The organism is Cellulosilyticum sp. I15G10I2 (genome assembly GCF_900095725.1).
Lineage (GTDB): Bacteria > Bacillota > Clostridia > Lachnospirales > Cellulosilyticaceae > FMMP01.
Genome location: NZ_FMMP01000006.1, coordinates 523566 through 548215, shown reverse-complemented (window position 1 = coordinate 548215; position 24650 = coordinate 523566). Strand labels below are relative to the sequence as shown.

Annotated in this window: 19 protein-coding genes, 1 tRNA gene, 1 other RNA gene and 1 other annotated feature; of the genes, 1 reads left to right on the top strand and 20 read right to left on the bottom strand. The window is 34.0% G+C overall.

Translation table 11 applies throughout. The features are described from left to right. Position 1: 1 nt before the first annotated feature. The 14 genes from BN3326_RS02570 to BN3326_RS02505 all read right to left on the bottom strand — a co-directional run bounded on the left by BN3326_RS02570 (position 2) and on the right by BN3326_RS02505 (position 17090). A complete protein-coding gene (locus tag BN3326_RS02570) occupies positions 2-748 on the bottom strand; it encodes a hypothetical protein (RefSeq protein WP_069997542.1) in 747 nt (248 codons plus the stop codon). Between the two features lie 15 nt (positions 749-763). Further along, entirely contained in the window at positions 764-1057 is a 294-nt protein-coding gene (locus BN3326_RS02565; RefSeq protein ID WP_069997541.1) for a hypothetical protein, read from the bottom strand. Positions 1058-1433: 376 nt separating this feature from the next. Continuing rightward, entirely contained in the window at positions 1434-2564 is a 1131-nt protein-coding gene (locus BN3326_RS02560) for a GGDEF domain-containing protein (protein ID WP_083258478.1), read from the bottom strand. A 668-nt stretch (positions 2565-3232) separates the two neighbouring features. Beyond that, an RNA gene (gene rnpB, locus BN3326_RS02555) (RNase P RNA component class A) lies at positions 3233-3585 on the bottom strand. A 40-nt stretch (positions 3586-3625) separates the two neighbouring features. Beyond that, on the bottom strand, positions 3626-5284 hold the full coding sequence (locus BN3326_RS02550) for a nucleoside kinase (RefSeq protein WP_069997540.1): 1659 nt from the start codon (positions 5282-5284) through the stop codon (positions 3626-3628). Positions 5285-5295: 11 nt separating this feature from the next. Then, positions 5296-6396 carry a Nif3-like dinuclear metal center hexameric protein gene (locus tag BN3326_RS02545; protein WP_069997539.1) on the bottom strand — a complete coding sequence of 367 codons (1101 nt, stop codon included), beginning with the start codon at positions 6394-6396 and terminating at the stop codon, positions 5296-5298. Then, entirely contained in the window at positions 6384-7073 is a 690-nt protein-coding gene (locus BN3326_RS02540) for a tRNA (adenine(22)-N(1))-methyltransferase (protein WP_069997538.1), read from the bottom strand. The genes BN3326_RS02545 and BN3326_RS02540 overlap by 13 nt, the downstream gene beginning before the upstream one ends. A gap of 75 nt (positions 7074-7148) precedes the next feature. Continuing rightward, positions 7149-8222 (bottom strand): RNA polymerase sigma factor RpoD, encoded by a 1074-nt coding sequence (gene rpoD / locus BN3326_RS02535; RefSeq protein ID WP_069998405.1) that lies wholly within the window; start codon positions 8220-8222, stop codon positions 7149-7151. 39 nt (positions 8223-8261) lie between these two features. Next, positions 8262-10022, bottom strand: coding sequence for a DNA primase (gene dnaG / locus BN3326_RS02530; protein ID WP_069997537.1), 1761 nt, complete (start codon positions 10020-10022; stop codon positions 8262-8264). Between the two features lie 31 nt (positions 10023-10053). Continuing rightward, entirely contained in the window at positions 10054-11061 is a 1008-nt protein-coding gene (locus BN3326_RS02525; protein ID WP_069997536.1) for a deoxyguanosinetriphosphate triphosphohydrolase, read from the bottom strand. A 151-nt stretch (positions 11062-11212) separates the two neighbouring features. Next, positions 11213-13837, bottom strand: coding sequence for a pyruvate, phosphate dikinase (gene ppdK, locus BN3326_RS02520; protein WP_069997535.1), 2625 nt, complete (start codon positions 13835-13837; stop codon positions 11213-11215). A 188-nt stretch (positions 13838-14025) separates the two neighbouring features. After that, the gene (locus BN3326_RS02515; protein WP_069997534.1) at positions 14026-15411 is read right to left on the bottom strand and encodes a glycine--tRNA ligase; all 1386 of its coding nucleotides are present in this window, start codon (positions 15409-15411) and stop codon (positions 14026-14028) included. Between the two features lie 55 nt (positions 15412-15466). Further along, positions 15467-15642 (bottom strand) — a binding site (T-box leader). Positions 15643-15711: 69 nt separating this feature from the next. Then, a complete protein-coding gene (locus BN3326_RS02510; protein ID WP_069997533.1) occupies positions 15712-16470 on the bottom strand; it encodes an anti-sigma factor family protein in 759 nt (252 codons plus the stop codon). Next, on the bottom strand, positions 16467-17090 hold the full coding sequence (locus tag BN3326_RS02505) for an RNA polymerase sigma factor (protein WP_069997532.1): 624 nt from the start codon (positions 17088-17090) through the stop codon (positions 16467-16469). The genes BN3326_RS02510 and BN3326_RS02505 overlap by 4 nt, the downstream gene beginning before the upstream one ends. A gap of 201 nt (positions 17091-17291) precedes the next feature. On the opposite strand from BN3326_RS02505, the gene BN3326_RS02500 reads away from it, so the two are divergent. After that, positions 17292-17372: transfer RNA gene (locus BN3326_RS02500), tRNA-Leu, on the top strand. A 107-nt stretch (positions 17373-17479) separates the two neighbouring features. On the opposite strand, the gene BN3326_RS02495 is transcribed toward BN3326_RS02500, so the two are convergent. From BN3326_RS02495 to ruvB, 6 genes are all read right to left on the bottom strand, one after another. Next, the gene (locus tag BN3326_RS02495; RefSeq protein ID WP_069997531.1) at positions 17480-17944 is read right to left on the bottom strand and encodes an NUDIX hydrolase; all 465 of its coding nucleotides are present in this window, start codon (positions 17942-17944) and stop codon (positions 17480-17482) included. Positions 17945-17993: 49 nt separating this feature from the next. Further along, the gene (locus BN3326_RS02490) at positions 17994-19394 is read right to left on the bottom strand and encodes a peptidoglycan D,D-transpeptidase FtsI family protein (RefSeq protein WP_083258477.1); all 1401 of its coding nucleotides are present in this window, start codon (positions 19392-19394) and stop codon (positions 17994-17996) included. Position 19395: 1 nt separating this feature from the next. Further along, on the bottom strand, positions 19396-20751 hold the full coding sequence (locus tag BN3326_RS02485) for an FtsW/RodA/SpoVE family cell cycle protein (protein ID WP_069997530.1): 1356 nt from the start codon (positions 20749-20751) through the stop codon (positions 19396-19398). Between the two features lie 14 nt (positions 20752-20765). After that, a complete protein-coding gene (locus BN3326_RS02480) occupies positions 20766-23099 on the bottom strand; it encodes a U32 family peptidase (protein ID WP_069997529.1) in 2334 nt (777 codons plus the stop codon). Between the two features lie 43 nt (positions 23100-23142). After that, complete coding sequence (locus tag BN3326_RS02475; RefSeq protein ID WP_069997528.1) at positions 23143-23520, bottom strand: cell division protein ZapA; 378 nt, start codon at positions 23518-23520, stop codon at positions 23143-23145. Positions 23521-23646: 126 nt separating this feature from the next. Next, positions 23647-24645 (bottom strand): Holliday junction branch migration DNA helicase RuvB, encoded by a 999-nt coding sequence (ruvB, locus tag BN3326_RS02470; RefSeq protein WP_069997527.1) that lies wholly within the window; start codon positions 24643-24645, stop codon positions 23647-23649. Positions 24646-24650: the final 5 nt, after the last annotated feature.

Sequence of the window (24650 nt, the reverse complement as noted above, 5' to 3'; positions counted from 1 at the left end):
TTTAAGCTCCCTTTCTTGTTCTTAGTAATAAGTTTATATACTCCCTTGTTTCTTTATTCATTATAAACAGTATGAATATCTTTACTAAAGTCATTAAATAAAGTCTGCCCTTAGCATAAATATTCCCCCATAATCCTTCTTTATCATAACTGCCTTCAACAATGCCATATTTGTAATACCAAGGATATAACAGCGTTAACTGTGCAATTAATTCTCCAGTATCCGCCGGATCCTCTTTGCCAATAACAAGTTCAAAATTTAGCTTAGAAGGTTTAAGCCACTTAAGCACTCTTTTAACAGCAACTAAAATATCTTTTAGTAAAGCAAAAAAACGCTCGTCCAAAAGCAAATCTTTGACAACTTGCCACTTAACTGTATCTGATTTACTTTCTCCTCTTTTGCGACTTTCCTTCTCAACAACTTTCTTAGACATGACTTTCGCATTATGTGTTGTATTCTCAACTGCTTCTTTGGTAACCTCCTCAACATCATCAGTATAATGCCGGTATACAACCTTGCCAAATACTTTAACAACACTATCCTGCTTACCATTTTCAAATATCACTTTGGCTTTTATAAAACTTAAAAAACTTAAACTTAAACGAAAGTATGCCTCTTCATATTTTTCAAAGATACAATCATATTTGATAGGTGCTGTTAATACCACAAGCAAAATAAAAACTAACGCCAAAAATATCCCAAGCAGCACGAGTAGCGTTACTTTTATTATTAGCCATAAAATACTCATTATACACCTCACCAACTAGGTTTTTATCATATCGTAACTCAGGGTTTTTGAATTATACAATGCATTAATTAATACGCCCACCTGCTGCAGCGCCATTTCTTTTGATTTAGCTACAGCTACCAAATAACATTCCTTATAACTATCTGTCAAATATTGACTCTCGACAATCTCAAACAATAAATGACTATTATAAGATGTACATACTAAATACAAATGCCTTCTGCACCTATTTTGAATTTTTAATTGTGCCCTTCTGAGCTTATTAAACCCTGCATTCTTTTCTACCCACAAATACTTTGATATTTTCATAGAATGATAATCCTTATCTACCTTACTATTTTATAATATTAACCTTAACTTTCTATATTATACCATATATTGCGACATTTTAACCATATCTCCCTATAATTTTATCGGGATGTAGTTTACCTCCATACCACAAGGGGGATAGAAGAAAGAGCATCAGCTTTTCGTCGTCATGCGCCGCCCCCTTGCTACTACTTGAAAAGGACCGTTATTAAATGATTTATAGCAGATTCTACTATAGCTTAAAACATTTAAATTTTAATCAGTTCAACTACAGTCTCAAAGTGTGTTTAGATCAGTAGAGGATATTGAGACGCGGAAAAACGGCGTACTAAGAAATATGCTCCTTATTTATACAAAGCCTCTTCCTTATTCTATCTTATAACCTATTCTTCCTGTTTTGCTTTTGTAAATACATTAATTGATCAGCATATTCTAAAAGCTGATAAATGCTTTTATAAGCTTTTGTATAGCCCGCCATACCATAACTAAAACTAAGTCTAAATGGTTTTTCACCTTTATTATTATATGTCTCAACACATTGTGTTAAATTTTGTATGTATGTTACAACTTTTTCTATCGGTTGCCTTTCTAATAAAATCAAGAACTCATCCCCTCCTAAACGTATTAGTTTTTTTTGCCGGACTGGAAAACTCTCATGGAGTAAACTAGCAAAGGCCTTAATTGCTTCATCCCCTTCATAATGTCCATATTGGTCATTAATAGTCTTAAGTCCATCTATATCTATATAGACTGCAAAAAGTTTACTAAGCTTTTTATAACCTATGTTTTGTGTATACTTATCATAGGATAAACGATTTTCTAGACCTGTCAAACTATCTCGATATGCTTGGTCATTTAGTATAAAAATGTAACCAATCACAATAATTATTGCTGTACTTGTCCAAGTGGTTAGATAAGCAGAATATTTTAACTGAATGCTAGTGAATAGGGCAGGAATTATGTTAAATGAACTAAATATAACAAGTTCTGCATTGGTAAATTTTTTACGATGCTTATAAATAAAATATAAGTTATACGCAAAGTAAGTGTAACTCACACAAGGTAAAATAAAAAATAGGGGGCCCCTTTCATAAATATTCTCATTACTCACATGAAAAATGCCACCTCCATTATGACTAATTAAAGTGCCTATCCCATTAATGATTAATGGCAATAGAAGTATATTATTTACTTTTATTTTTTCTTTCTGATACCTATTAGCCCATTCTTTACTAAATATATATCCCAAAAAAAGAATAGTAGGAGTCACTATAAATCCTATTATATTGACTAGCTTATGTAATACTATAAATTGTCTTAAATTAGGGCTATTTAATAGGACACTCAATGTCTCTAATATTAAAGTAACCCATGTTAATCCTATAATCCAAATAACTAACCGATTAGTTATCTTTTTTCTATTTATATTAGAATAAGAATGCCCAAGCAAAATAAATAATAAAATGGATAAAACAATATTTATTTGGACTTGTAAAAAAATTGTCATTTTTATTTTACTCCATTTCTAAATATTCGTTTTCTATATATTAAATTAATATAGAAAAAATAATGTAAAACAGTATTTAATATGTTTTAAAGAAAGAATATTGTATTTATCATTGCTATCTTAATCAGTAAATCTTTATGATCAAAAACTAATTTATGTCTATCTATTGTACTTATAGTAGACATATACTTCTCATATTACTCATTTATCATTTTACAATATTTTATAAAATTCATCAATAATATTATAATTTTTCAAATAGTTAGTATATAAAAAATAATATTTAAAAGTATATGTGCAGGAATGGGTTCTGCTCAACTTTTGCTAAGTCATCACGCAAATACTAGGAAGAATTACTATTGTATCATCTAGATTAAGTTATGTGATAGTATCTTTTCGAAACATGGTAATCTTTCTTTCAAGTTTTTTTATTAAGTATATCAATTTAGAAAGCTAAAATCACTAGATTTTATTTTTAACACACTAATTTTTTGAGAAATATAGCAGGGGGCTTAGAGAGGAATTTTCAGCTGGTCTTGGAGCCTGACGACGGAAAGATGAAAATTCCTTTCTAAATCCCCGTGCGGAACTCAAAAAGATGCTGTAAGCAACAAAAAGGCAAGACCTTGATTTTACTCAATGCCTTGCCCTACTAAATCTCTATTAGGTTGTTAACCAAATCTTTACGCCGAGTTCTGTATTTGACAGTCATCTATCTACGCATCTAGTTGCCTAGATGCTCTAGCGACCTACCCAAAGGCATAGCGAGCAGCTACCAAATGCCTTTCTATACGGTCTTGCTCCAGGTGGGGTTTACATAGCTCCTTTAGTCACCTAAAGGACGGTGAGCTCTTACCTCACCTTTCCATCCTTACCTATCAAATGATAGGTGGTTTATTTCTGTTGCACTATCCTTAAAGTTGCCTCCACTGGGGGTTATCCAGCACCTTGCTCTATGGAGCTCGGACGTTCCTCAAGTACTTCCTTTCGAAAATGCACTTGCGACTGTCTGACTTACTTAACAACTTATTTACAATATCACATTAAACGCTTCTTGTCAATTAATGAAAAGTGCTCCCTCCAAGAAACTCCCTAATGATGGAATTGTTAGGAATATTGGCTGTATCGATCGTTAAAAAGTATTCTAAAAACTTAAGCATACGTTTAGCTTCTGCATGATACGGCGAAGACCTATCTACACCAAATAGTAAGGGTTCTGCTTTTTGCTTAAGCACAGAAAGCTCATAGATAAGCACAGAATTAAACATTATGTCAGCCTGCTCTTGAAATGGAAAAATATTTTTATTTTCCCCTCTTCTTACAGAGGCCCAAAGTTCCATTGTACGTTCCGGGGAAATACCTCTATACTGATTATCCCTTACCATACGCCTAATGAGTCTTGTATCAGTCGTTGGTATTCTATTATGATAATCAATATTAAGCTGCGTCAAACAACTAATATAAATTTTAAATTTATTTTCTTTTGCAACAGCATAACTGAGAGCTTCATTAAGTCCATGAATACCCTCAACAACTAAAATATCTTCTTCATTTAATTTAATTCTATTACCTTTATATTGTCTTTCTCCGGTAATAAAATTGAAATGTGGAATTTGGACTTCTTCGCCCTGAATAAGCTTATTCATATGTTCGTTAAAAAGTTGAGTATCTATAGCTTCCAGCGCCTCAAAGTCATATTCTCCTTTTTCATCCCTAGGTGTAAGTTCCCTATTTACAAAATAGTCATCAATAGAAATCACATGGGGCTTCATACCATTAACTCTTAGCTGTATACAAAGCCTTTGAGCAAAAGTTGTTTTTCCTGAAGAAGATGGTCCTGCAATCAAAACAAGTTTAATACATTTTTTAGCTAAAATTTTATCCGCTATCTCAGCAACCTTTTTTTCATGTAACGCTTCCGATATTTTAATAAGATCTTCAGCTTTTCCTTGAGAAATAACATCATTTAGGGATCCAACAATATCAACCCCCATAATTCTGGCCCACTTCTCAGATTCTCTAAAAACTTCTGATAGTTTAGGCTGTGGAATAAATTCTGCCATCTGTGTTGGATCTTGTTCATTCGGAAATTGAAGTGCAAAACCATGTGCATATGGGATGAGTCTAAACAATGTAATATGCTTCGTATTCGTTACCATATACCCATAAAAATAATCTTTAATACCATCCAGACAATAGATATTAACCGTAGAAGTTCTTCTGTATTTAAATAGTCTTCTTTTATCTATCCTTTGTTCTCTTTCAAAAAGCGCAAGTGCCTCATCAACAGCCAGCGTCTGTTTAGTAATTGGTAATTCTTCTTTAACCATCTGCTGCATTTCTTTTTCTATTTTAGCTATATTCTCTGGTGTACATAAACTATGATCTTCAAATTCACAAAAATAACCACCTGTTATGTGATGATTAACAAGTATATTGCAACCCGTAAATACCCTTTTTGCAGCTGAAATTAATAGAAAAGTGGTACTTCTTTGATAAACTCTCATGCCATCTTTTTGCCCTAAATCAATAAACTCTAACTCCTTTGTATCTTCATTCAGTGTGCTGCATAATTCTTTAAAGCTATTACCTATTTTTGCTAACATAATGGGAAAACGATACTCTTGTTGTATACTTTCAGCAATTTTATATAATGTAATACCTGAATCAAATTGAAGTTTTTTCCCATTTTTAAAAGTAACATTGATTATCTTATTCATATCATTCTCCTTTACTTAATGTTTATAACTTCGCTATCCACCTCTGAAATCATCGCATATAAACCTTCTAACTTGCTATTTAGACAAGAAGCAATGTATTGCATAGCAATGTTTTCTGAGGTATAGTGACCTATATCAAATACATTAATTCCAAGATCCCGAGCTCTCTGTGCATCATGAAACTTTATATCTCCAGTGACATAGGCATCTGCAACTTTGCTTGCCTCCTTAATATACTCAGCGCCACTTCCAGAACAGACTGCTACTTTTTTAATCATGGTATTTACAGGAACTGTCATACGAATATACGATAGATTAAAGGTCTTTTTAAGCTTTGCAATAAACGCCTCTAATGTCATCTCTTGTTCTAATTCACCATATCTTCCTACCCCGTTAAGTCTGCTATTATTATTTAGAGTATAAATATCAAAAGCTACTTCTTCATAAGGATGCTGTTCCCGAATAAGCTGCTGGATGCTCTCAACATTGTGCTGATGTGCTATAAACTCTATTTTTCTTTCATAAACTTTCTCTAACTGTCCAAGCTCTCCTAAATAAGGCTTACTCCCTTCCACAGGGATAAAAGTCCCTTCTCCTGCCATTGTAAATGTACACCCTTTATAACTGCCTATGTCACATATATCATGCTTAATAATTATGTTTCTGACCTGTTCGAAGTACATTTCCGGCACATATACAGCAACTTTATATAGAGCTTCTCTTTGCGATATATGTAATATTTCTGTATTATAGATATTTAATTTATCACATAATATATCATTTGTTCCACCTCGCACAATATCATAATTGGTATGCATAGCATAAACAGAAATATTATGAAAAATAAGCTTTCTAATCATCTCCCCTTGCTGATTATCAAAGTTAATTTTATTAATCGGCTTAAATATGAAAGGGTGATGTGTCACAATACATTGTATATCATTTTTCACAGCTTCACTTATAACATCCTGATTAATATCTAAAGCACATAATATATTGTGAACCTCTTGCTTTTTACTTCCTATTATAAGTCCAACATTATCCCAGCTCTCTGCAAGTTTAGGTGGTGCAATCTCTTCGAGCACTTTAATTATTTCTTTTAAAAGATACATTTTATAACCTCTTCATGCATTTTTAGTTCTGCTTCTAATTCTTTTTTCCTTTGATCTATATGTTTTGAATTTCTTCCATTTATAGTATCGAAAAGAATAGAAAGTTTTTCCTGTTTTTTAATCATATAAGCCTTAAAAGGTTCTGTTCTCTTTTCTATGAGCACTTTTCCATAAATATACTCATAATCATTTTTATATTTCTCCTGTCCAGGTACTGCTATAATAACTGTATAGTACTTGCCGTCTTCTTCAACAAATGCCTCATCTTCTATTCTAAAACCTATACCATGCAAAAACTTTCTAAGACGCGGAATATCCTGCTGGGGCTGTAAAATAAGTCTATCAAAGCTCTTAATAAGTTTTAGATCTTGTTCTAAAATATCTATCATCAAGCATCCGCCCATGCCAGCCATAATGATAACATCCGCCTCACCGTGTCGGATACCTCTTAGTCCATTAGTAAGTCTTAAATCAATAGCATCTATATGATGAAGCTTCATATTTAATTTTGCCTTTTGTAAAGGCCCTTTATTAATGTCTGTTGCAATACAAAATACTGCAATATGATTTTTCAAAAGATAGATCGGAATATAGGCATGGTCAGTTCCAACATCTATAACCCGACTCCCCCTTGGCACACACTGAGCAATAGTATATAATCTACGAGATAACTGCACTGCTTAACACCTCTTTATTTCATTTTATGCTTAAATTGTGCTTATCATACAAAATAGAAGTTGACGTATCAACTTCTATTCTAGATAGTCTTTAAGTTTTTTACTTCTACTAGGATGTCTTAATTTACGTAAGGCCTTAGCCTCTATTTGCCTAATTCTTTCTCTAGTGACATTAAACTCTTTCCCTACTTCTTCAAGTGTCCTAGCTCTGCCATCATCTAATCCAAACCTAAGTCGAAGTACTTTTTGTTCTCTTTCTGTCAAAGTATCTAAAACTTCGATCAATTGTTCTTTCAAAAGTGTAAAGGCTGCCGCCTCCGCTGGAACAGGAATATCTTCATCAGGGATAAAATCGCCCAAATGACTATCTTCTTCTTCACCAATAGGCGTTTCAAGCGAAACAGGTTCTTGAGATATCTTCATAATCTCACGTACTTTAGATACAGTCATCTCCATTTCTTTTGCGATCTCCTCTGGCTGAGGATCACGTCCTAGTTCTTGAAGAAGCTGTCTAGATACACGCATAAGTTTATTAATCGTTTCTACCATGTGAACAGGTATACGAATAGTACGTGCCTGATCAGCAATAGCTCTTGTAATAGCTTGTCTAATCCACCAAGTTGCATAAGTACTAAATTTAAACCCTTTTGAGTAGTCAAATTTTTCTACCGCTTTGATCAGCCCTAGATTTCCCTCTTGAATTAGATCTAAGAAAAGCATTCCACGGCCTACATACCTTTTTGCAATACTAACTACCAATCTTAAATTAGCTTCTGCTAATTTTTTCTTAGCTTCCTGATCTCCTTCTTCCATTCTGAGCGCCAGCTTAATTTCTTCATCCGCTGATAAAAGAGGTACCTTACCAATTTCCTTAAGATACATACGGACTGGATCATCGATACTGATACCATCAGGCAAATTACTAAAATCTATCTCAGTATCATCCACTTCAATATCTGCAATATTTCCAATAACATCAATATTCTGAGACTCTAAATATTCATAAATCTGCTCGATCTTACTCGGTTCTAGTTCTATATCTGAAAAGACTTCATTAATATCATCTTGCTCTAAAATACCTTTTTTATCCTTCGCCATATTAATAAGTTGATCAAGTTTTGCCTTAAAAGCTAGTTTTTGTTCTGCCATATCTTTCACTATTATCAATCCTTTCTCCTGTCTACTATTCTAACCATTTATAAAATCAATATACAATTTGTCAAGTGCCTTTTTTTGAAATAGTAGATTCTGCTTTTCTATTGCATCCTTTGTTTCATTCATTTTTTTCCCTAAATAATTTCCTTTAAGTCTTTTTATATTTTCTAGAACCATTTTGTGCAGAATAGTTTGTTCTTCATAACGTTCATCTTTGTGCATCATAATATGAGAAATAATATTCTGTTCAGTGCTTTCTGGATAACGCGCTGTAAAATACATCATATTAATTTCATTATGCTCTGCAGCAGCTTTAAAAATTTCTTTCGCTAAATCCTTAAGCAAATCACCCTCAAACATATCTGGTGTGATATATTGTTTAACTTGTTTAACAATGTGAGGATAGTGATAAATGGTTGATAAAAAAATAACTTCTGTACTAACAGCCTGGCGGTTACCTTTTGGATGTGCTTGACTGTCTTTTGTACTATAAATATGTTTTATTTTTTTGTAATTATTATTGACTTCGGCTTTAAATGCACTACTTTCAATCTGATAAGTATCACATATTTCATCAATATAGATAGCCTGCTCTATTGTACTAGGTATTTCACTCAATCGACCTGCAACCTCTTGTAAAAACATAACCTTTTGCTCTGGTATTTTTAAATCATATTTCAACTCAAATCTTGAAATTTCAAACCAAATATCTGCTTTAGCTCCTTTTATAAGTTCCATCAAGTGCTCTTTTCCATACTTTTTGAGATACTCATCTGGATCCTTACCTGATTTAAGTTGTAATACTCTTACCTTTATGCCTTCATTTCTAAGAATAGGAATGGCCCTTAATGTTGCATTAATCCCTGCGCTATCACTATCATACATAATAACAACTTCTTTGGTGTAACGTTTTAATAGTTTTGCATGAGAGGACGTAAAGGCTGTTCCTAGAGAGGCTATTGTTTGAGTAAACCCCGCTTGATGCATTGCAATCACATCCATATAACCTTCTACCAATATATAATAGTTACTTGAGGTTGCTTTTGCAAAGTTAAGACCATAAAGTGTATAACTTTTATTAAATAAAATATTCTCAGGCGAATTAAGATATTTGGGCATACTGCCATCGGTTACTCTTCCGCCAAAGGCAATTACTTTTTTACTCACATCAAAAATAGGAAATATAAGGCGTGATGCAAATCGGTCATAAATAAAACCTCCTTTTTTGCTTTTTAAAAACAATCCGCTTTCCATAAGCGTATCATCATCATATCCTTTTTCCTGTAAATATTTATAAAGTATATTGTAATCACTTGGCGAGTACCCTAGTCCAAATTGTTTAATCATCTCTATAGAAACATTTCGTTCTATTAAATAGTGCATGATTTCTTCATTTTTTGTATCTCTTAAACTAAAGTAGAAAAATTTTGCAGCTTCTTTAATAACATTAAGTAAGCGTTGTCTTTTTTGATTTTTTTGGATTTCATCTTGGGACAATGCAAGCTCATCTAGCTCGATATTTTCTCTTTCAGCCAAATATTTTATCGCTTCAGGAAAAGTCATATTTTCTTTTTGCATCAAAAAAGTTACTGTATTACCTCCCGCTCCACAACCAAAACAATAATATAGCTGCTTTTCTTCACTTACTGAAAAGGAGGGAGTTTTTTCATTATGAAATGGGCATAATCCAGTATAAGAATTTCCTTTTTTAGTAAGTGTTGTATATTCGGAGATTAGAGCTACTATATCACTTCTTTCTCTAATAGTTTCTATTATATGCTCTGGATAATACATCTACTCTCCTTCTTTCTTTATGAAAACTACACTAATAAATATTCCAAGAAGCCGGAAAAAACAAATCGCAAAAAGTGTGAATGGCAAAGCGATCTGTCATTCCAGCAATATAGTCACATACTATTTGTTTTTCAGAATCTCCAAGTTGCAGCCTTTTTATATATTCTTTGGGCAGCTTGTCAACTTTATTAATATAATAATTATAAAGCTGATAAATGACTTGTTTTGCTTTATCTTCCTGCTGCTTAGCAAGGGATCCTACATAAACTTTTTCAAATAAGAATTCTCGCATACTATAAAAAGCATTTTTTACACTATCACTCATTTGAATAGTATCTTTTTGATTGCTTTCTCTTATAATATCCGATATTAACAGATGTATACGATTACTCGAAGAATCTCCAAGAATAGCAATACAGTCTTTAGGTAAATCTGCTTTTTTTAAAACTTTTCCCCTTATTGCATCATCAATATCATGATTAATATATGCTATTTTATCAGATATTTGTACAATCTTGCCTTCTAGCGTACATGGTCTGCCGCTTGTAGGATGATTAAAAATGCCATCTCTTACTTCATATGTAAGATTAAGTCCTTGTCCCTTATTTTCAAGCACTTCTATAACTCTTAAACTATGTTTATTATGCGAGAAGTCATTTTGTGTTAGTTCCTGCAGCATATGTTCCCCCGTATGTCCAAACGGCGTGTGTCCTAAGTCATGACCGAGCGAAATAGCTTCTGTCAGGTCTTCATTATGCCTTAATGCTCTTGCAATTGTTCTTGCTATTTGTGATACCTCAAGTGTATGTGTAAGTCTTGTCCTATAGTGATCTCCTTCTGGTGATATAAAAACTTGTGTTTTATGTGCTAACCTTCTAAATGCTTTTGAATGCAATATTCTGTCTCGATCTCTTTGAAATGCCGTTCTTACCTCACACTCTTCCTCATGAATTTTTCTGCCTTTAGAATATATTGATTTAGCCGCATAAGCACTTAAATGCTTTATCTCAAATGCTTCCTGCTCTTTTCTATAGCACATATTGATCACCCCACATACTAATATAAATACTACATAATATTCCCATATCCTTTTTTTAATGACATTTTTATAAAAAAAAATAAAAACCCATATTTTATAACATGGGTTTTTATTCAAAATACTTAAATTATCATGATAAATTTAACTGTAATTATTTATTTTTAATGGCAGATTGAGCTGCTGCTAAACGTGCAATTGGAACACGGAATGGTGAGCATGATACATAGTTTAATCCTACCTTATGGCAGAACTCAATTGATGAAGGATCTCCACCATGTTCGCCGCAAATACCAAGTTTAATATCTGGACGCGTTTTTCTACCTTTTTCAGCTGCAATTTGTATAAGTTGTCCTACACCTGTTTGATCAAGTCTTGCAAATGGATCTACTTCATAAATTTCTTTGCTGTAATAATCTTCTAAGAACTTACCAGCATCATCACGAGAGAAACCAAATGTCATTTGTGTAAGGTCGTTTGTACCAAATGAGAAGAATTCTGCATCTTCTGCAATAGCATCTGCTGTAAGCGCTGCACGAGGTATTTCAATCATTGTACCTACATGGTATTCAAGTTCAATACCAGCTTCTTTGATTGCTGCATCAGCTGTTTTAACAACAATATCTTTTACAAATTGAAGTTCTTTCTTTTCTCCAACAAGTGGGATCATAATTTCTGGTACAATTGCAAAACCTTTTTCTTTTTTCACTTGAATAGCAGCTTCAATGATTGCACGTGCTTGCATTTCAGCAATTTCTGGATAAGAAACTGCAAGACGGCATCCACGATGTCCCATCATTGGGTTGAATTCATGTAATGATTCAACTGTAGCTTTTAATTCTTCAAAAGAGATTCCCATAGCTTTTGCAAGTTCTGCGATATCTTCATCACTGTGTGGTAAGAATTCATGAAGTGGTGGGTCAAGAAGACGGATTGTAACCGGTCTTGATTCCATTGCTTCGTAAATACCAACAAAGTCTTGCTTTTGGAATGGAAGAAGTTCTAAAAGAGCTGCTCTTCTTTCTGCTTCTTCTTTAGCAACGATCATTTTACGAACTTTCATAATACGATCTTCTTCAAAGAACATATGCTCTGTACGGCAAAGACCAATACCTTCTGCGCCAAATCTAACAGCATTGGCTGCATCTTTTGGTGTATCAGCATTTGTACGAACTTTAAGTGTACGCACTTTATCAGCCCATACCATTAATGTTTCAAAGTCGCCAGTAATTTCTGGTTCAATTGTTGCAACGTCTTCTCCATAGATGTTTCCTGTAGAACCATCTAATGAAATGTAATCGCCTTCTTTGTATACAGTGCCTGCAAGTTCAAAGGTTTTTGCTTCTTCATTTATTTTAACTTCGCCACAGCCAGATACACAGCATGTTCCCATACCACGAGCAACTACAGCTGCATGTGATGTCATACCACCACGTACTGTTAAAATACCTTTCGCTGCTGCCATACCTTCAATATCTTCTGGTGATGTTTCAAGACGAACTAAAATAACTCTTTCACCTGCCGCTGCTGCATTTTTTGCGTCTTCAGCTGTGAAATATACTTTACCTGCTGCTGCTCCTGGTGATGCTGGAAGTGCACTTCCAATCACTTTAGCCGCTTTAAGCGCTTTTGGATCAAACATAGGGTGAAGTAATTGATCAAGTTGTTTTGGATCTACGCGAAGAACTGCTTGTTCTTCTGTAAGTTTACCTTCAGCAACTAAATCTACAGCTATTTTAAGTGCCGCTGCTGCAGTTCTTTTACCATTACGTGTTTGTAAGAAATATAATTTTTTGTCTTCAACAGTGAATTCCATATCCTGCATATCACAGTAGTGATTTTCAAGTTTTGTATAAATACGCTCAAATTCAGCATAAACTTCTGGCATATCTTCAGCAAGTTGAGAAATTGGGTTTGGTGTACGAATCCCCGCAACAACGTCTTCACCTTGTGCATTGATTAAGTACTCACCATAAATTTTATTTTCACCAGTAGATGGATTTCTTGTAAAGGCAACGCCTGTACCTGATGTATCACCCATATTACCAAATACCATCATTTGAACATTTACAGCTGTACCCCAGCTTGCTGGATAGTCATGCATTCTTCTGTAAACAATCGCACGAGGATTCATCCAAGAACGGAAAACAGCTTTGATAGATTCCATAAGCTGAAGTTCTGGATCTTGAGGGAACTCTTCCCCTTTTTCTTGCTTGTAAAGCGCTTTATATCTTACAATCATTTCTTTTAAATCATCAGCTGTAAGGTCTGTGTCTAATTTAACACCTTTTTCTTCTTTGAGTTCATCTATAATTTTTTCGAAACGTGGTTTTGGTATTTCCATAACTACGTCTGAGAACATTTGAATAAAACGACGATAAGAATCGTATGCAAATCTTGGATTGTCTGTTTTCTTTGCAAGACCTTCTACTGCTGCATCAGTAAGTCCTAAGTTTAATACAGTATCCATCATCCCTGGCATAGAAACTCTTGCCCCGGAACGCACTGAAACAAGTAATGGATTTTCATTATCACCAAATTTTTTGCCTGAAAGCGCTTCTAACTCTGCTAAACTAGCTCTGATTTGGCCTTCCATTTCTTCTGTAAGTTTTTTACCATTGTCATAGTAACCTGTACACGCTTCAGTTGTTACTATAAATCCTTGAGGAATTGGCAAACCAAGTTGTGTCATATCCGCAAGGTTTGCACCTTTTCCACCGAGTAAATTTTTGTTTTTTGGATCTCCTTCTTTAAACATATAAACCCATTTTTGGCTCATGTTTTTCCCTCCTAATTTTTCTTCATTGCATGAAATAGTGTCTGTTTCTTAGTTTAGTTTGGCGACGAATACTAAGTAGACTTAGTTATTATTTCCATTTCCCATACATTATACCATAAATTTTGAGATTGAATAGAGTGTTTTAAAATTTTTAATCTCTATTATACATTTTTTGATAAGTTTTGCTATTAAAACTCCATTTTATTCTGAATATATGCTACTAAATGCTCAATATCTATGCGTTCTTGAGTCATTGTATCTCTATCGCGCACAGTAACTTTTTGATCTTCTTTAGTATCAAAATCTACAGTAATACAGAAAGGCGTTCCAATTTCATCTTGACGTCTATAACGTTTGCCGATAGAACCACTTTCGTCATACTCAATATTAAAATGTTTTGACAACATATGATAAACTGCTGTTGCTTCTTCAGATAATTTTTTTGATAATGGGAAAACAGCTGCTTTAACAGGCGCAAGTGCTGGATGAAATCTAAAAATAGTTCTTGTATCACCATCTTCTAATGTTTCTTCGTCATACGCTTCACATAAGAACGCAAGCGTTACCCTATCCGCACCTAATGAAGGCTCAATACAGTAAGGAATATATTTTTCATTAGTCGTGGGATCAAAATACTGCATATCCTCACCTGAATGCTCTTGATGCTGTTTAAGGTCGAAATCTGTACGGTCTGCAATTCCCCATAATTCTCCCCATCCAAATGGGAATAAGAATTCTATGTCTGATGTCGCATTGCTATAATGAGACAATTCTTCGGCTGAATGATCTCTAATACGCATATGGTCTTCATTAACCCCTAAATTAAGTAACCAGTTTTTACAATAGTCTTTCCAGTAACTAAACCACTCTAAATCTGTTCCTGGGCTACAAAAGAATTCAAGCTCCATTTGTTCAAATTCTCTAGTTCTAAAAATAAAGTTACCTGGGGTAATCTCATTTCTGAAAGATTTACCTATTTGACCTATTCCAAAAGGCACTTTTTTACGGCTTGTACGTTGTACATTTTTAAAGTTTACAAAAATCCCCTGCGCAGTCTCTGGACGTAAATAAACAACATTCTTTGAGTCTTCAGTTACGCCTTGGAAAGTTTTAAACATTAAGTTAAATTGTCGAATATCTGTAAAGTTATGTTTACCGCAAGTTGGGCATGCTATTTGATTCTCGTCAATGAAGCTTTTCATTTGTTCATTGCTCCATCCATCTACAATTGCAGGCTCTCCTTTTTCAACTAGAAAATCTTCAATAATTTTATCTGCTCTAAAGCGTTCTTTACAATCTTTACAATCCATAAGCGGATCACTAAATCCTCCAACATGACCCGATGCGACCCAAGCTTTTGGATTCATAAGTATGGCACAATCTACACCAACATTATAAGGGCTTTCTTGTATAAATTTTTTCCACCATGCCTTTTTAACATTGTTTTTAAACTCCACGCCTAGTGGGCCGTAATCCCAAGTATTTGCAAGTCCCCCATAGATCTCCGATCCTGGGTATACAAATCCTCGTGATTTGGCAACAGCTACTATTTGTTGCATGTTTTTTTCTTGCATGAACTTTCCTCCTTATTATTTTTGAGTAAAATAAAAAACCTTCCATCCCTATAATGCAAGGGACGAAAGGTATCTTCCGCGGTTCCACCCTTATTGAATGCAAAGATGCATTCCTCTTTCATAAAACATTACTCCAAAGTGCCTTTCATAAAAAAGCAGTAATTGGCTCACACTCTTCCAATCTCGCTGAAACTACTTACTCTTATTACTTCTCTTTTTCATCGTAATCTCATATTTACCTACGCCTTTAATTTAACAAAAACCTCTACTACTGTCAAGTACGAAGCACATCTTATTACATTATTTTATAATAATTTCTAAATTTTCACCTTCTGGTTCTTCTTTAGAAATTTTTATATCATTATTTATCCCCTTAATGCTATTGAATAATTCATTTTTATTGTTAATTTGATAAATAATAATTGATGTTGGATTAGATTCATCAGGCAAATACATAGCTTGAAGTTCATAGGTTGTAATATACGCACTAATAAGTTCCACAGTTTTTACTTTGTCAAGGGATATAACTTCCCATACTTCAGTGAGTTCAGAGGTTATGTCTCTATTTTGGGCTATCGCTATTGATTGCTCAGGTGGATTATCTGCAGCATCCGCCTCTTGCGAAGCTTTATACTCTTTCATTTGCGTATCATTAGAAAGCATCATATTGTCCTGAATCTGTTCTTCAGATGCACTTTCAGTTTTTGTCAGACTTGATTTTTTATGCTGCAATATTTGAGAACCATCTAATAATATCACAACGATCAGTAATGCAGCTGCAGTGCTTGCAACATATTTCATCCATGTTTTCAACTTTACATTCTTTTTAATTGATTCTTTATCTTCATGAATACTTTTCATAATATCCTCATGTAGTGTTTCAGGTATTTCAACGTCTTCTAAAGCCGCTATGCTCTCTACTATTTCTATTAAAGCCTTTAACTCTTCTTGGCAAGACTGACATGATTCTAAATGTCTTTCAAGTTCTTTTTGTTCTTCCGGGGTTAGCATATGATCTATATAAGCTGATAATTGTTCAATACATTCATGACATTTCATTGTTCACCCTCCTCGCTACCTTTTTTGACGAAAAAAGACTTATAAGGTTCCTTGTTTTGCTGTAAAATCTTTTTAAGGGCTAACCTTGCTCTAGACAGCCTAGATTTTACTGTGCCTAAAGAAATACTTAAAATAGCAGCAATCTCGTCATATGCATAGGCATTAATATCACGTAACACAATCATTGTGCGATGTTCTTCTTTAAGTTCTGTCATAGCCTGTTTTAATATCTCCTGCAACGCTTTATTTTCTATGATACTTATTACGTTTTCATTTTCGCAGACTTTATCAATCACCCATACTTCATTATCTTTTTCATTTGTTTGGAACAAAGAAATTTCCCTTTTACTTTTAGCTTTACGTAACTTATCTAAACACTCATTCGTAGCAATCCTATAAATCCATGTGCTCAGTTTAGAGTCTCCTTTAAAGTGATAAAGTTGTTTCCAAATTTTGATACAAACTTCTTGTGCAGCATCATAAGCATCCGGCTCGCTGCAAAGCATTCTTAAGCAAATATTATAAATCTTCTTTTCGTATGCGCTTATAAGGACCTCAAATGCATTTACATCGCCATGCTTTGCATCGTTGATTAACTGAAGTTCTTTATCTTCATGCATTTTGTTATGTCCCTCCTAATTTAATATTTTTATCAAACTACTTGTGTCCAGTTTAAATGATTATCCTCTTATAAACAATCTTTTTAAACAAACAATATAATCCTCTGCGAAATTATAAGTATGTATTGATATTTAGTTAATGTTGTGATAATATATTATTTGTTCTGATATTTTCTTAATGTAAATGCGAGAACACCTTTTGCCGCTGTGGCGGAATGGCAGACGCACCTGACTCAAAATCAGGCGTAGCAATACGTGCCGGTTCGAGTCCGGCCAGCGGCATTTTAAAAACTATCTCTTTCATAAGTGATAGTTTTTCTTGTTTTTCAGATACAGTACGCTATAGTATCAAACAATAAAAACTTTCAGCCCCTTTAAACTGAAAGTTTTTATTGTTTGATATTTCTGCTAGTAGCATCTAAAGTATGTTTTGAATCCCTAAGGCAATTATATAAATCATAGGCCTTTTTTAATATATGCCGTTCATCATTAAACTTTAAAAGGTGGTAGGCTTCATAATACTTATAATATCCTGCATCAATAAAATATTCTTCTCGTTGAGGTTTACAATAAAAACTATCAGTTGTCATTAAGTACCAATGTACAGTTTTGTGGATAACATCTTCTCTTCCTTTAAAGGTGTATTGACTTGAATCAATATATTTTACGATGCGTGCTTCCACGCCTGTTTCCTCTTTTACTTCTCTTAGGGCTGTGATCTGATGACTTTCTCCTGACTCTACAGTTCCTTTTGGAAGTACCCAGCCTACATATTTTTGCTTATAATCTTTATACAATAGAAGCATTTTTCCCTTATGAATCACTACTCCTCCGCAACTTACTGTTTTTATCATATAAATCCCTCTTTATCTCAATATTTCATAGTCTATCTTTATCTTAATTTCAAGGTTTAATCCCCTCATAGACATTCAGTATGCTTTGTGTCACATCCAATGCTTGAGCCCCTTTGCCGCCATTTTCGACTATTACAGCAAAGGCAATTTGATTATGATCTGAAGTATTATGTTTTGCAAACCCAACAAACCAAGAATGATCCTCTGCTGTTTCATTTTGTGCTGTTCCGGTTTTTCCGCCTATAATCATATTTTTCTTCTTTAGCTTAACTCCTGTACCATTACTTACGACTTCAATCATCATATCCTGCAGACTTTTTGCTGCTTTTTCATCAATAATTGCCTGTTCGTATTTCGGCATATATTTTATTTTTATATTACCCTTTTTATTCATAGAATAATCTAATACATAAGATTTCATCATTACCCCATCATTAGCTATCGCCGCAGCAAGTATAGCCATATGAAACGGCGTAGTCAAAGTCTTACCTTGCCCTATATAAGTAGCCGCTTTTTCAAAAGGCGTGTCTGATTCTGTAAGCTGAATTCTACTTTTAGCATAACCCATATCAAAATGCAAACCATTGTTAAATCCTAATTCTTCTGCTAAACTTTTTAAATTTTTAACACCAACTTCTTCACCTAGTTTAATAAAATAGGCATTGCAAGATTTATAAAAGGCGCTTTTAAGATCAACATGTCCATGTGCAGTTTTATTATAACATTGAATAGTATAGTCATCACCTGTTATTTTTCCTGTACATTCATACGTAAAGTCTAAATCAGAAGCATTTGCCTGATTTAGATACGCAAGCGCTGTAATCATTTTAAAAGTTGACCCTGGAGGATACAGTCCATTTGTTGCCCGATTAATAAGTGGTGAATTTTTTGTGTCTTTAGATAAGGTTTCCCAATCCTCATTGATATTATTAGGGTTAAACCCTGGGTTTGCATACATTGCTTTTATTTTACCAGTAGTTGGCTCGATGACAATAACCCCACCTTTTTTACCCTTCATTGCTTGCGCTACAGCTTCTTGATATCTGTCATCTAAGGTTAGTACGATATCCCTGCCCTCAAACTTTTCATTTAAGAACGCATTTTTAAATAGCGAAACAATGTTATAATCAGGGTATAAAAGCTCTGTATTCGCTAGTGCTTCAACGCCAGTCTTACCTCTTTGTGCGTAACCTACTACATGTGCATACAAACTCCCCTTGGGATAGACTCTTTTTTCATCAGTTGTGGTTGCTAGGAGCTTCATATTCGTATCATAAATGTTTCCTCTTATAACCTCTTGCTCAAGATTATTAAGCCGTGTATTATTAGGATGGACAGATATTTGTTTTTGCTTTATAGCCGTAAAGTATACTACATAGAAGATGAGCACAGCAAATAGACTTATATAAATGCATGTAATCCCATAAATAAACTTTTTGTTTTTATCCATTTTAATCCTCTTCCTTTACTTCCTGGGCTTTATTGTCGTATGAAAAATAAGTAATAAGCCCTATCATCCCCATACTTACTACCATCGATGAACCACCAGCACTTAAGAAAGGTGATGTAATACCTGTTAATGGAATAAGTTTTAACACACCACCAACAATAATAAATGTTTGTACAGCAAATAACGTAGCTATCCCTATTGTAATAAGCATGTAAAACTCATTTTTTTGTCTAAGTGCTACATTGATACATTGAAGGATAATTCCTAAATAACATAGTAAAATAATAATACCTATTAAATTACCGAATTCTTCGCATAATGCTGCAAAAATATAATCGTTGGCTGAAAAAGGTATCTTATTGGGAATACCTCTCGTTAAACCGCTTCCAAACCATCCCCATGTTCCTATTGCAAATAACCCTTGAACAACTTGATAACCTGTTCCAGTTATATCCTGCCAAGGATCAATAAAAGCCTGCACCCTCACTCTAACATGGGAAAATAATAAGTATCCTGTAGTCGCACCTACCCCCCCCATAATGATTCCTACTCCCAAAAGTATAAAACTTTTAGCAGCCATAAGCAACATGATCAGAAAGGTTAAATAATAAAGTAGTGAAGCACCCAAATCTCTTTGTAATACCAGACAGCCTAATACGGTCATCAATACAGTTACAGCCGAAATAATCGTTCTTTTTTTATTTTTTATCGCATCAAAGTTATTAAATAAAGCAGCTAAAAATAGCACTAAGGCTACCTTGCCAATTTCAGAAGGCTGAATACTCATGCCATTTATTTCAATCCAGTTGGTCGCACCTAATACTTTGCTTCCAAAAATAAATGGCAATAACATCATAACTAATAAAATACAGAGGTAGAGATATTTATTCCTTGGGCGTATAAGAATGGCAAAAATACTAGGAAATATCAAGGCAACCCCTACCCCTACAACGCAGGCTATTACTTGCTTTGAGGCGAGGGCATGATCAAGGCGTTCTAACATGATATAACCTATATCCATTAAGAAGAAAATCATATTCCACAGGATAATTTCTTGATGTCTCTTCCATAATTTTAGCAGCCATAAGGTAAGCGTAATAAGGGAAAAAATAATTAATCCATTAATAATAATAGACATACGAACAGTCAAATCAGTCTGTTTTCCTGCAACAATACTTACTCCGCCCAAATGAAAGAATACTATGCATAGATAAAGAAATTTATTTTTTTCATCTGTTCTGCCTAAAGAATAGCTTATAAAAGGCTTCATAAAACTAAAAGCGACAATAATGAACAAACATCCAAACCCTGCAAAAATATAGCGACTTAATAAAATCATTAAGTTAAAATATGCCACTTACTTCACCCACTTTATTCAATAGACTTAAAAGAGACACCCTCTATTAATTTTATCTTTGAAGCCTCTCCACTAAGATAAGCTTCTAAAACTTTTTGAGTTTCTTCTTTTGTTTCTACGTTAAAATTTAGTCTTAAGCTTTTAATATCAGTATACTTAAATTCTTCTAAATGTTTTAATACTATAGGCTTATCTGTTAATATCTGCACTACACAAGCCTCACAATCCGTTTGAATAGTCCACTGTGCTTCTTTTCTGTCTAACAACTGATGGTTTACACTATGATTAGCTTTTTTTACACACTGATTATGATACCTAAGTATACATTGCTTAGATGTCATTACGGGTATATAACCATAAACAATTCTTTCTAAATTTCCGCGTAGCGCCTGTATTTCAGATGTTGTAATCTCCATAGAAAGTGTAAGACATGAAGCCCCAAGCTCATGCCATAAAGCTATAGCCTCATTATTCATTATATTTAAGGTATAGTCAATATGCTTTTCTTTTTGACTGCTTTTCAACCAATTAAATTCACCATAATTTCTAATCAAATAACCTTCTATATCCGTATTTTCCCAATAAATGAGAGCGTGTTCAAACTTTTTATAAGAGGAATCATGCATAATATAAGGTAACGCTAAATAAAATGCTTTATTAGCTTCATGACATAGTTTATAGGCTTCTTGACTTTGTGCATTGTCGTACTGCCACTCCCAATAAATCTCAGTTATCTCTCTCTTTTCCAGGCACACCTTTAACTGATCTATTGTCTTAACATTAGCACTCCAAAACTTTTTCTCCTCGTGCCTATTCCTATTAAGCGGCTCATAAGTACGCTTATCCTTAATGCAGGACTCTAATATTTTTTCCTCCATCTTCAAAAGTGCCATTCTACGCATTTCATTAAGCTTACTAATGGATAGATAGCCCTCTTCATCCCAATCTATCTCAATCTTATTAAGAAAAAATGAAGTATTTCCTAATTTAGAAAGTTGTTTAATGGCATTGTCTTTAGTAAGGGGCGCACTTGAAGCTTTCTCTAATACTTCCCCTATATGGTTAATGCTCAATGTTTTATACGTGGCTTGTATCTGAATAGGTTCTCCAACTTTAGAAGTAACTTTCAAGTCAATAGGTACCTTTTTTTGTGATTTTGTATAAGTATTTCTCAGACCCTTCAGCAACTGATGATTTTTAGTGAGATAGACTTCACTCCCTACATCAATATATTTATCAAAGTCTAAATAAATAGTATCTCCCTTTTTATAATGTTTCGAAATACCCGCCCCGACACTTTCTCGTCCGCTTCGTATAATCTCTATACCATCACCTGGATTAAGTTCACATTTAAGCACGATAGCTGTCCTGCCTGATTTAGGTGAAAAATGTGTGACTTCTCCTATTTTAACCCCTATATGCCTCGGACTTACAGGCGTTATCATTTTGGCATTGGGTGCATCAAAATAATAACCTGTTGAGAATCCTCCCCTATTAAAGATTCCCTTCAGCTCTTCAATATCTTTTTGATCTACTTCATAACTTTTTTGATTCATAAAAAGATCAAGATATTTTCTATAGGTTTTTACAACAGAAGCTACATACTCTGGAGATTTCATCCGCCCTTCAATTTTTAAAGAATGAATACCGCACGCTATAAGTTCAGGTAAAAATTCTACTGTACATATATCCTTTAAACTAAGCAAATAATCTTCTTTACTCAGTGTTTTATTATTTTTTGTTAAAGTATACTTCATTCTGCAGGGCTGTGCACATCTTCCCCTGTTACCACTGCGCCCGCCTATTAGACTACTCATTAGACATTGTCCAGAGTAACTAAAACACAATGCCCCATGGATAAAAGTTTCAACTTCAACTTGAGAATTCGCTGTAATCTTCTTAACTTCATTAAGATGCAGTTCCCGGGCTAACACAATTCTCTTAAATCCTAGTGTCTCTAAAAAAGACACGTCTTCTAAGCTATGTGCCGTCATTTGAGTACTTGCATGCAAAATCAGCTCCGGAAAATACTTTTTAACGAGTGATGCAACAGCTAAATCTTGACTAATAACAGCATCTACCCCTAATCGATTTAAGTAGTCAAGGTAATTAAACAAAGTACTTACTTCATCTTCTTTGATTAATGTATTAACCGTAATATAGACTTGTATGCCTCTTAGTTTTGAATATCTAATTATTTCTTCAAGTTCTTCATCAGTAAAGTTCTCTGCATATTGTCGGGCATTAAATAATTTACCACCTATAAATAGTGCATCGGCTCCATTTTCTATCGCTGCATAAGCATTTTCAATTTTCCCTACTGGAGCTAATAATTCTACTGTTTTCAATATCTTCCACCTTTTTCTGTAATATAGTTAACAGGGGAAGTAGTTATCTTCCCCTGTTCTTAGTATCGTTTTTTTTATGATAGCCGCTTGTACTAATAATCTGGTTCTTGAGTTCTGTAAGTTCTACCGTCATTTCTCGTATCTTATCTTTGAGTGCCAAGTTCTCAGCACTGCATTTTTGGAGTTCGGTAGTGTAAGCCTCCAACTCTTCCTCCGTTTTTATATATTCACTCGCTATATTTAGCGCCGTTAACATATATACTCTGGACGTATTTAAACTGGTCCTTACATTTGACTGCTGAATACTGTTTATTTTCTCATTAATTAAAGACGCTACTTTGTGAATATGTTCTTGAGATTCATCGCCTTGAAGTGCGTATATATTCCCCCCAATGATAACCTTCACTTTATTTTTCGACATGTAATAACACCCCATTACTATCATTATGTTATTATTTCTTCTTTTTTGTAATTATAGCATATCCCCCTATAAAATACTACTTGTTAATAGGATTTCATCAGATACACATTCTTGTTATTTTAGCCGTTACTTGCCGCTGTCAATTCCTAATATTTCATAGGCATAAGGCGTAAGCATTCTTCCTCTCGGGGTGCGTTGTAAGAGACATTGTTTAATAAGATAAGGTTCATATACATCTTCCAATGTATCTTTTTCTTCTCCAATTGCTGCTGCCAGTGTTTCTAACCCAACTGGTCCTCCTTTGAATTGTATGGCAATAGCCTCTATAATTCTACGGTCCAGTTCATCTAATCCATTTTCATCAATATTTAGTAACTTAAGTGCTTTTAAACAAATTTCTTGGTCTATAGGCTTATTATACTTAATAAGTGCTATATCTCTCACCCTTTTTAGAAGACGATTCGCAACCCTCGGTGTCCCTCGGCTGCACTTTGCAATCTCATTGGCCGCTTCTTCTGTCATAGACGTATTGAGAATCATAGCTGTTCTCATAATAATTGCACTAAGTTCATCTATGGAATAATACTCTAGTCTATGTATAATTCCAAACCTATCCCTTAGCGGTGAACTAAGCATACCTGCTCTTGTTGTCGCACCAATTAATGTAAATTGCGGTAACGCTAAACGAATTGATTTTGCGGCAGGTCCCTTACCTACTACAATATCAATACAATAATCTTCCATTGCCGAATAAAGAACTTCTTCAACATGTCTGCTCATTCTATGAATCTCATCAATAAATAATATATCTCTTGGCTGAAGATTATTAAGTATAGCTGCAATATCCCCTGGCTTTTCAATAGCAGGTCCTGATGTAACTTTAAATTTCACATTCATTTCATGAGCTATTACCCCTGCAAGCGTTGTCTTACCAAGCCCAGGTGGACCATAAAGCAAAACATGATCTAAAGGCTCTTCTCTTTGCTGAGCTGCTTGAATAAATATTTTAATATTTTCTTTAATTGTACTCTGTCCTATATACTCATCTAACGAAAGAGGTCTTATATTACTTTCTATTTCATTATCTTCTAATTGCAAATCCGAAGACATTACTCGCTTTGTCATCCTTT

Bases quoted from the DNA above. Each gene is read 5' to 3' on its own strand.
- BN3326_RS02570 (WP_069997542.1), bottom strand. From the start codon at position 748: ATGAGTATTTTATGGCTAATAATAAAAGTAACGCTACTCGTGCTGCTT.
- BN3326_RS02565 (WP_069997541.1), bottom strand. From the start codon at position 1,057: ATGAAAATATCAAAGTATTTGTGGGTAGAAAAGAATGCAGGGTTTAAT.
- BN3326_RS02560 (WP_083258478.1), bottom strand. From the start codon at position 2,564: ATGACAATTTTTTTACAAGTCCAAATAAATATTGTTTTATCCATTTTA.
- BN3326_RS02550 (WP_069997540.1), bottom strand. From the start codon at position 5,284: ATGAATAAGATAATCAATGTTACTTTTAAAAATGGGAAAAAACTTCAA.
- BN3326_RS02545 (WP_069997539.1), bottom strand. From the start codon at position 6,396: ATGTATCTTTTAAAAGAAATAATTAAAGTGCTCGAAGAGATTGCACCA.
- rpoD (WP_069998405.1), bottom strand. From the start codon at position 8,222: ATGGCAGAACAAAAACTAGCTTTTAAGGCAAAACTTGATCAACTTATT.
- dnaG (WP_069997537.1), bottom strand. From the start codon at position 10,022: ATGTATTATCCAGAGCATATAATAGAAACTATTAGAGAAAGAAGTGAT.
- BN3326_RS02525 (WP_069997536.1), bottom strand. From the start codon at position 11,061: ATGTGCTATAGAAAAGAGCAGGAAGCATTTGAGATAAAGCATTTAAGT.
- ppdK (WP_069997535.1), bottom strand. From the start codon at position 13,837: ATGAGCCAAAAATGGGTTTATATGTTTAAAGAAGGAGATCCAAAAAAC.
- BN3326_RS02515 (WP_069997534.1), bottom strand. From the start codon at position 15,411: ATGCAAGAAAAAAACATGCAACAAATAGTAGCTGTTGCCAAATCACGA.
- BN3326_RS02510 (WP_069997533.1), bottom strand. From the start codon at position 16,470: ATGAAATGTCATGAATGTATTGAACAATTATCAGCTTATATAGATCAT.
- BN3326_RS02505 (WP_069997532.1), bottom strand. From the start codon at position 17,090: ATGCATGAAGATAAAGAACTTCAGTTAATCAACGATGCAAAGCATGGC.
- BN3326_RS02495 (WP_069997531.1), bottom strand. From the start codon at position 17,944: ATGATAAAAACAGTAAGTTGCGGAGGAGTAGTGATTCATAAGGGAAAA.
- BN3326_RS02490 (WP_083258477.1), bottom strand. From the start codon at position 19,394: ATGGATAAAAACAAAAAGTTTATTTATGGGATTACATGCATTTATATA.
- BN3326_RS02475 (WP_069997528.1), bottom strand. From the start codon at position 23,520: ATGTCGAAAAATAAAGTGAAGGTTATCATTGGGGGGAATATATACGCA.
- ruvB (WP_069997527.1), bottom strand. From the start codon at position 24,645: ATGACAAAGCGAGTAATGTCTTCGGATTTGCAATTAGAAGATAATGAA.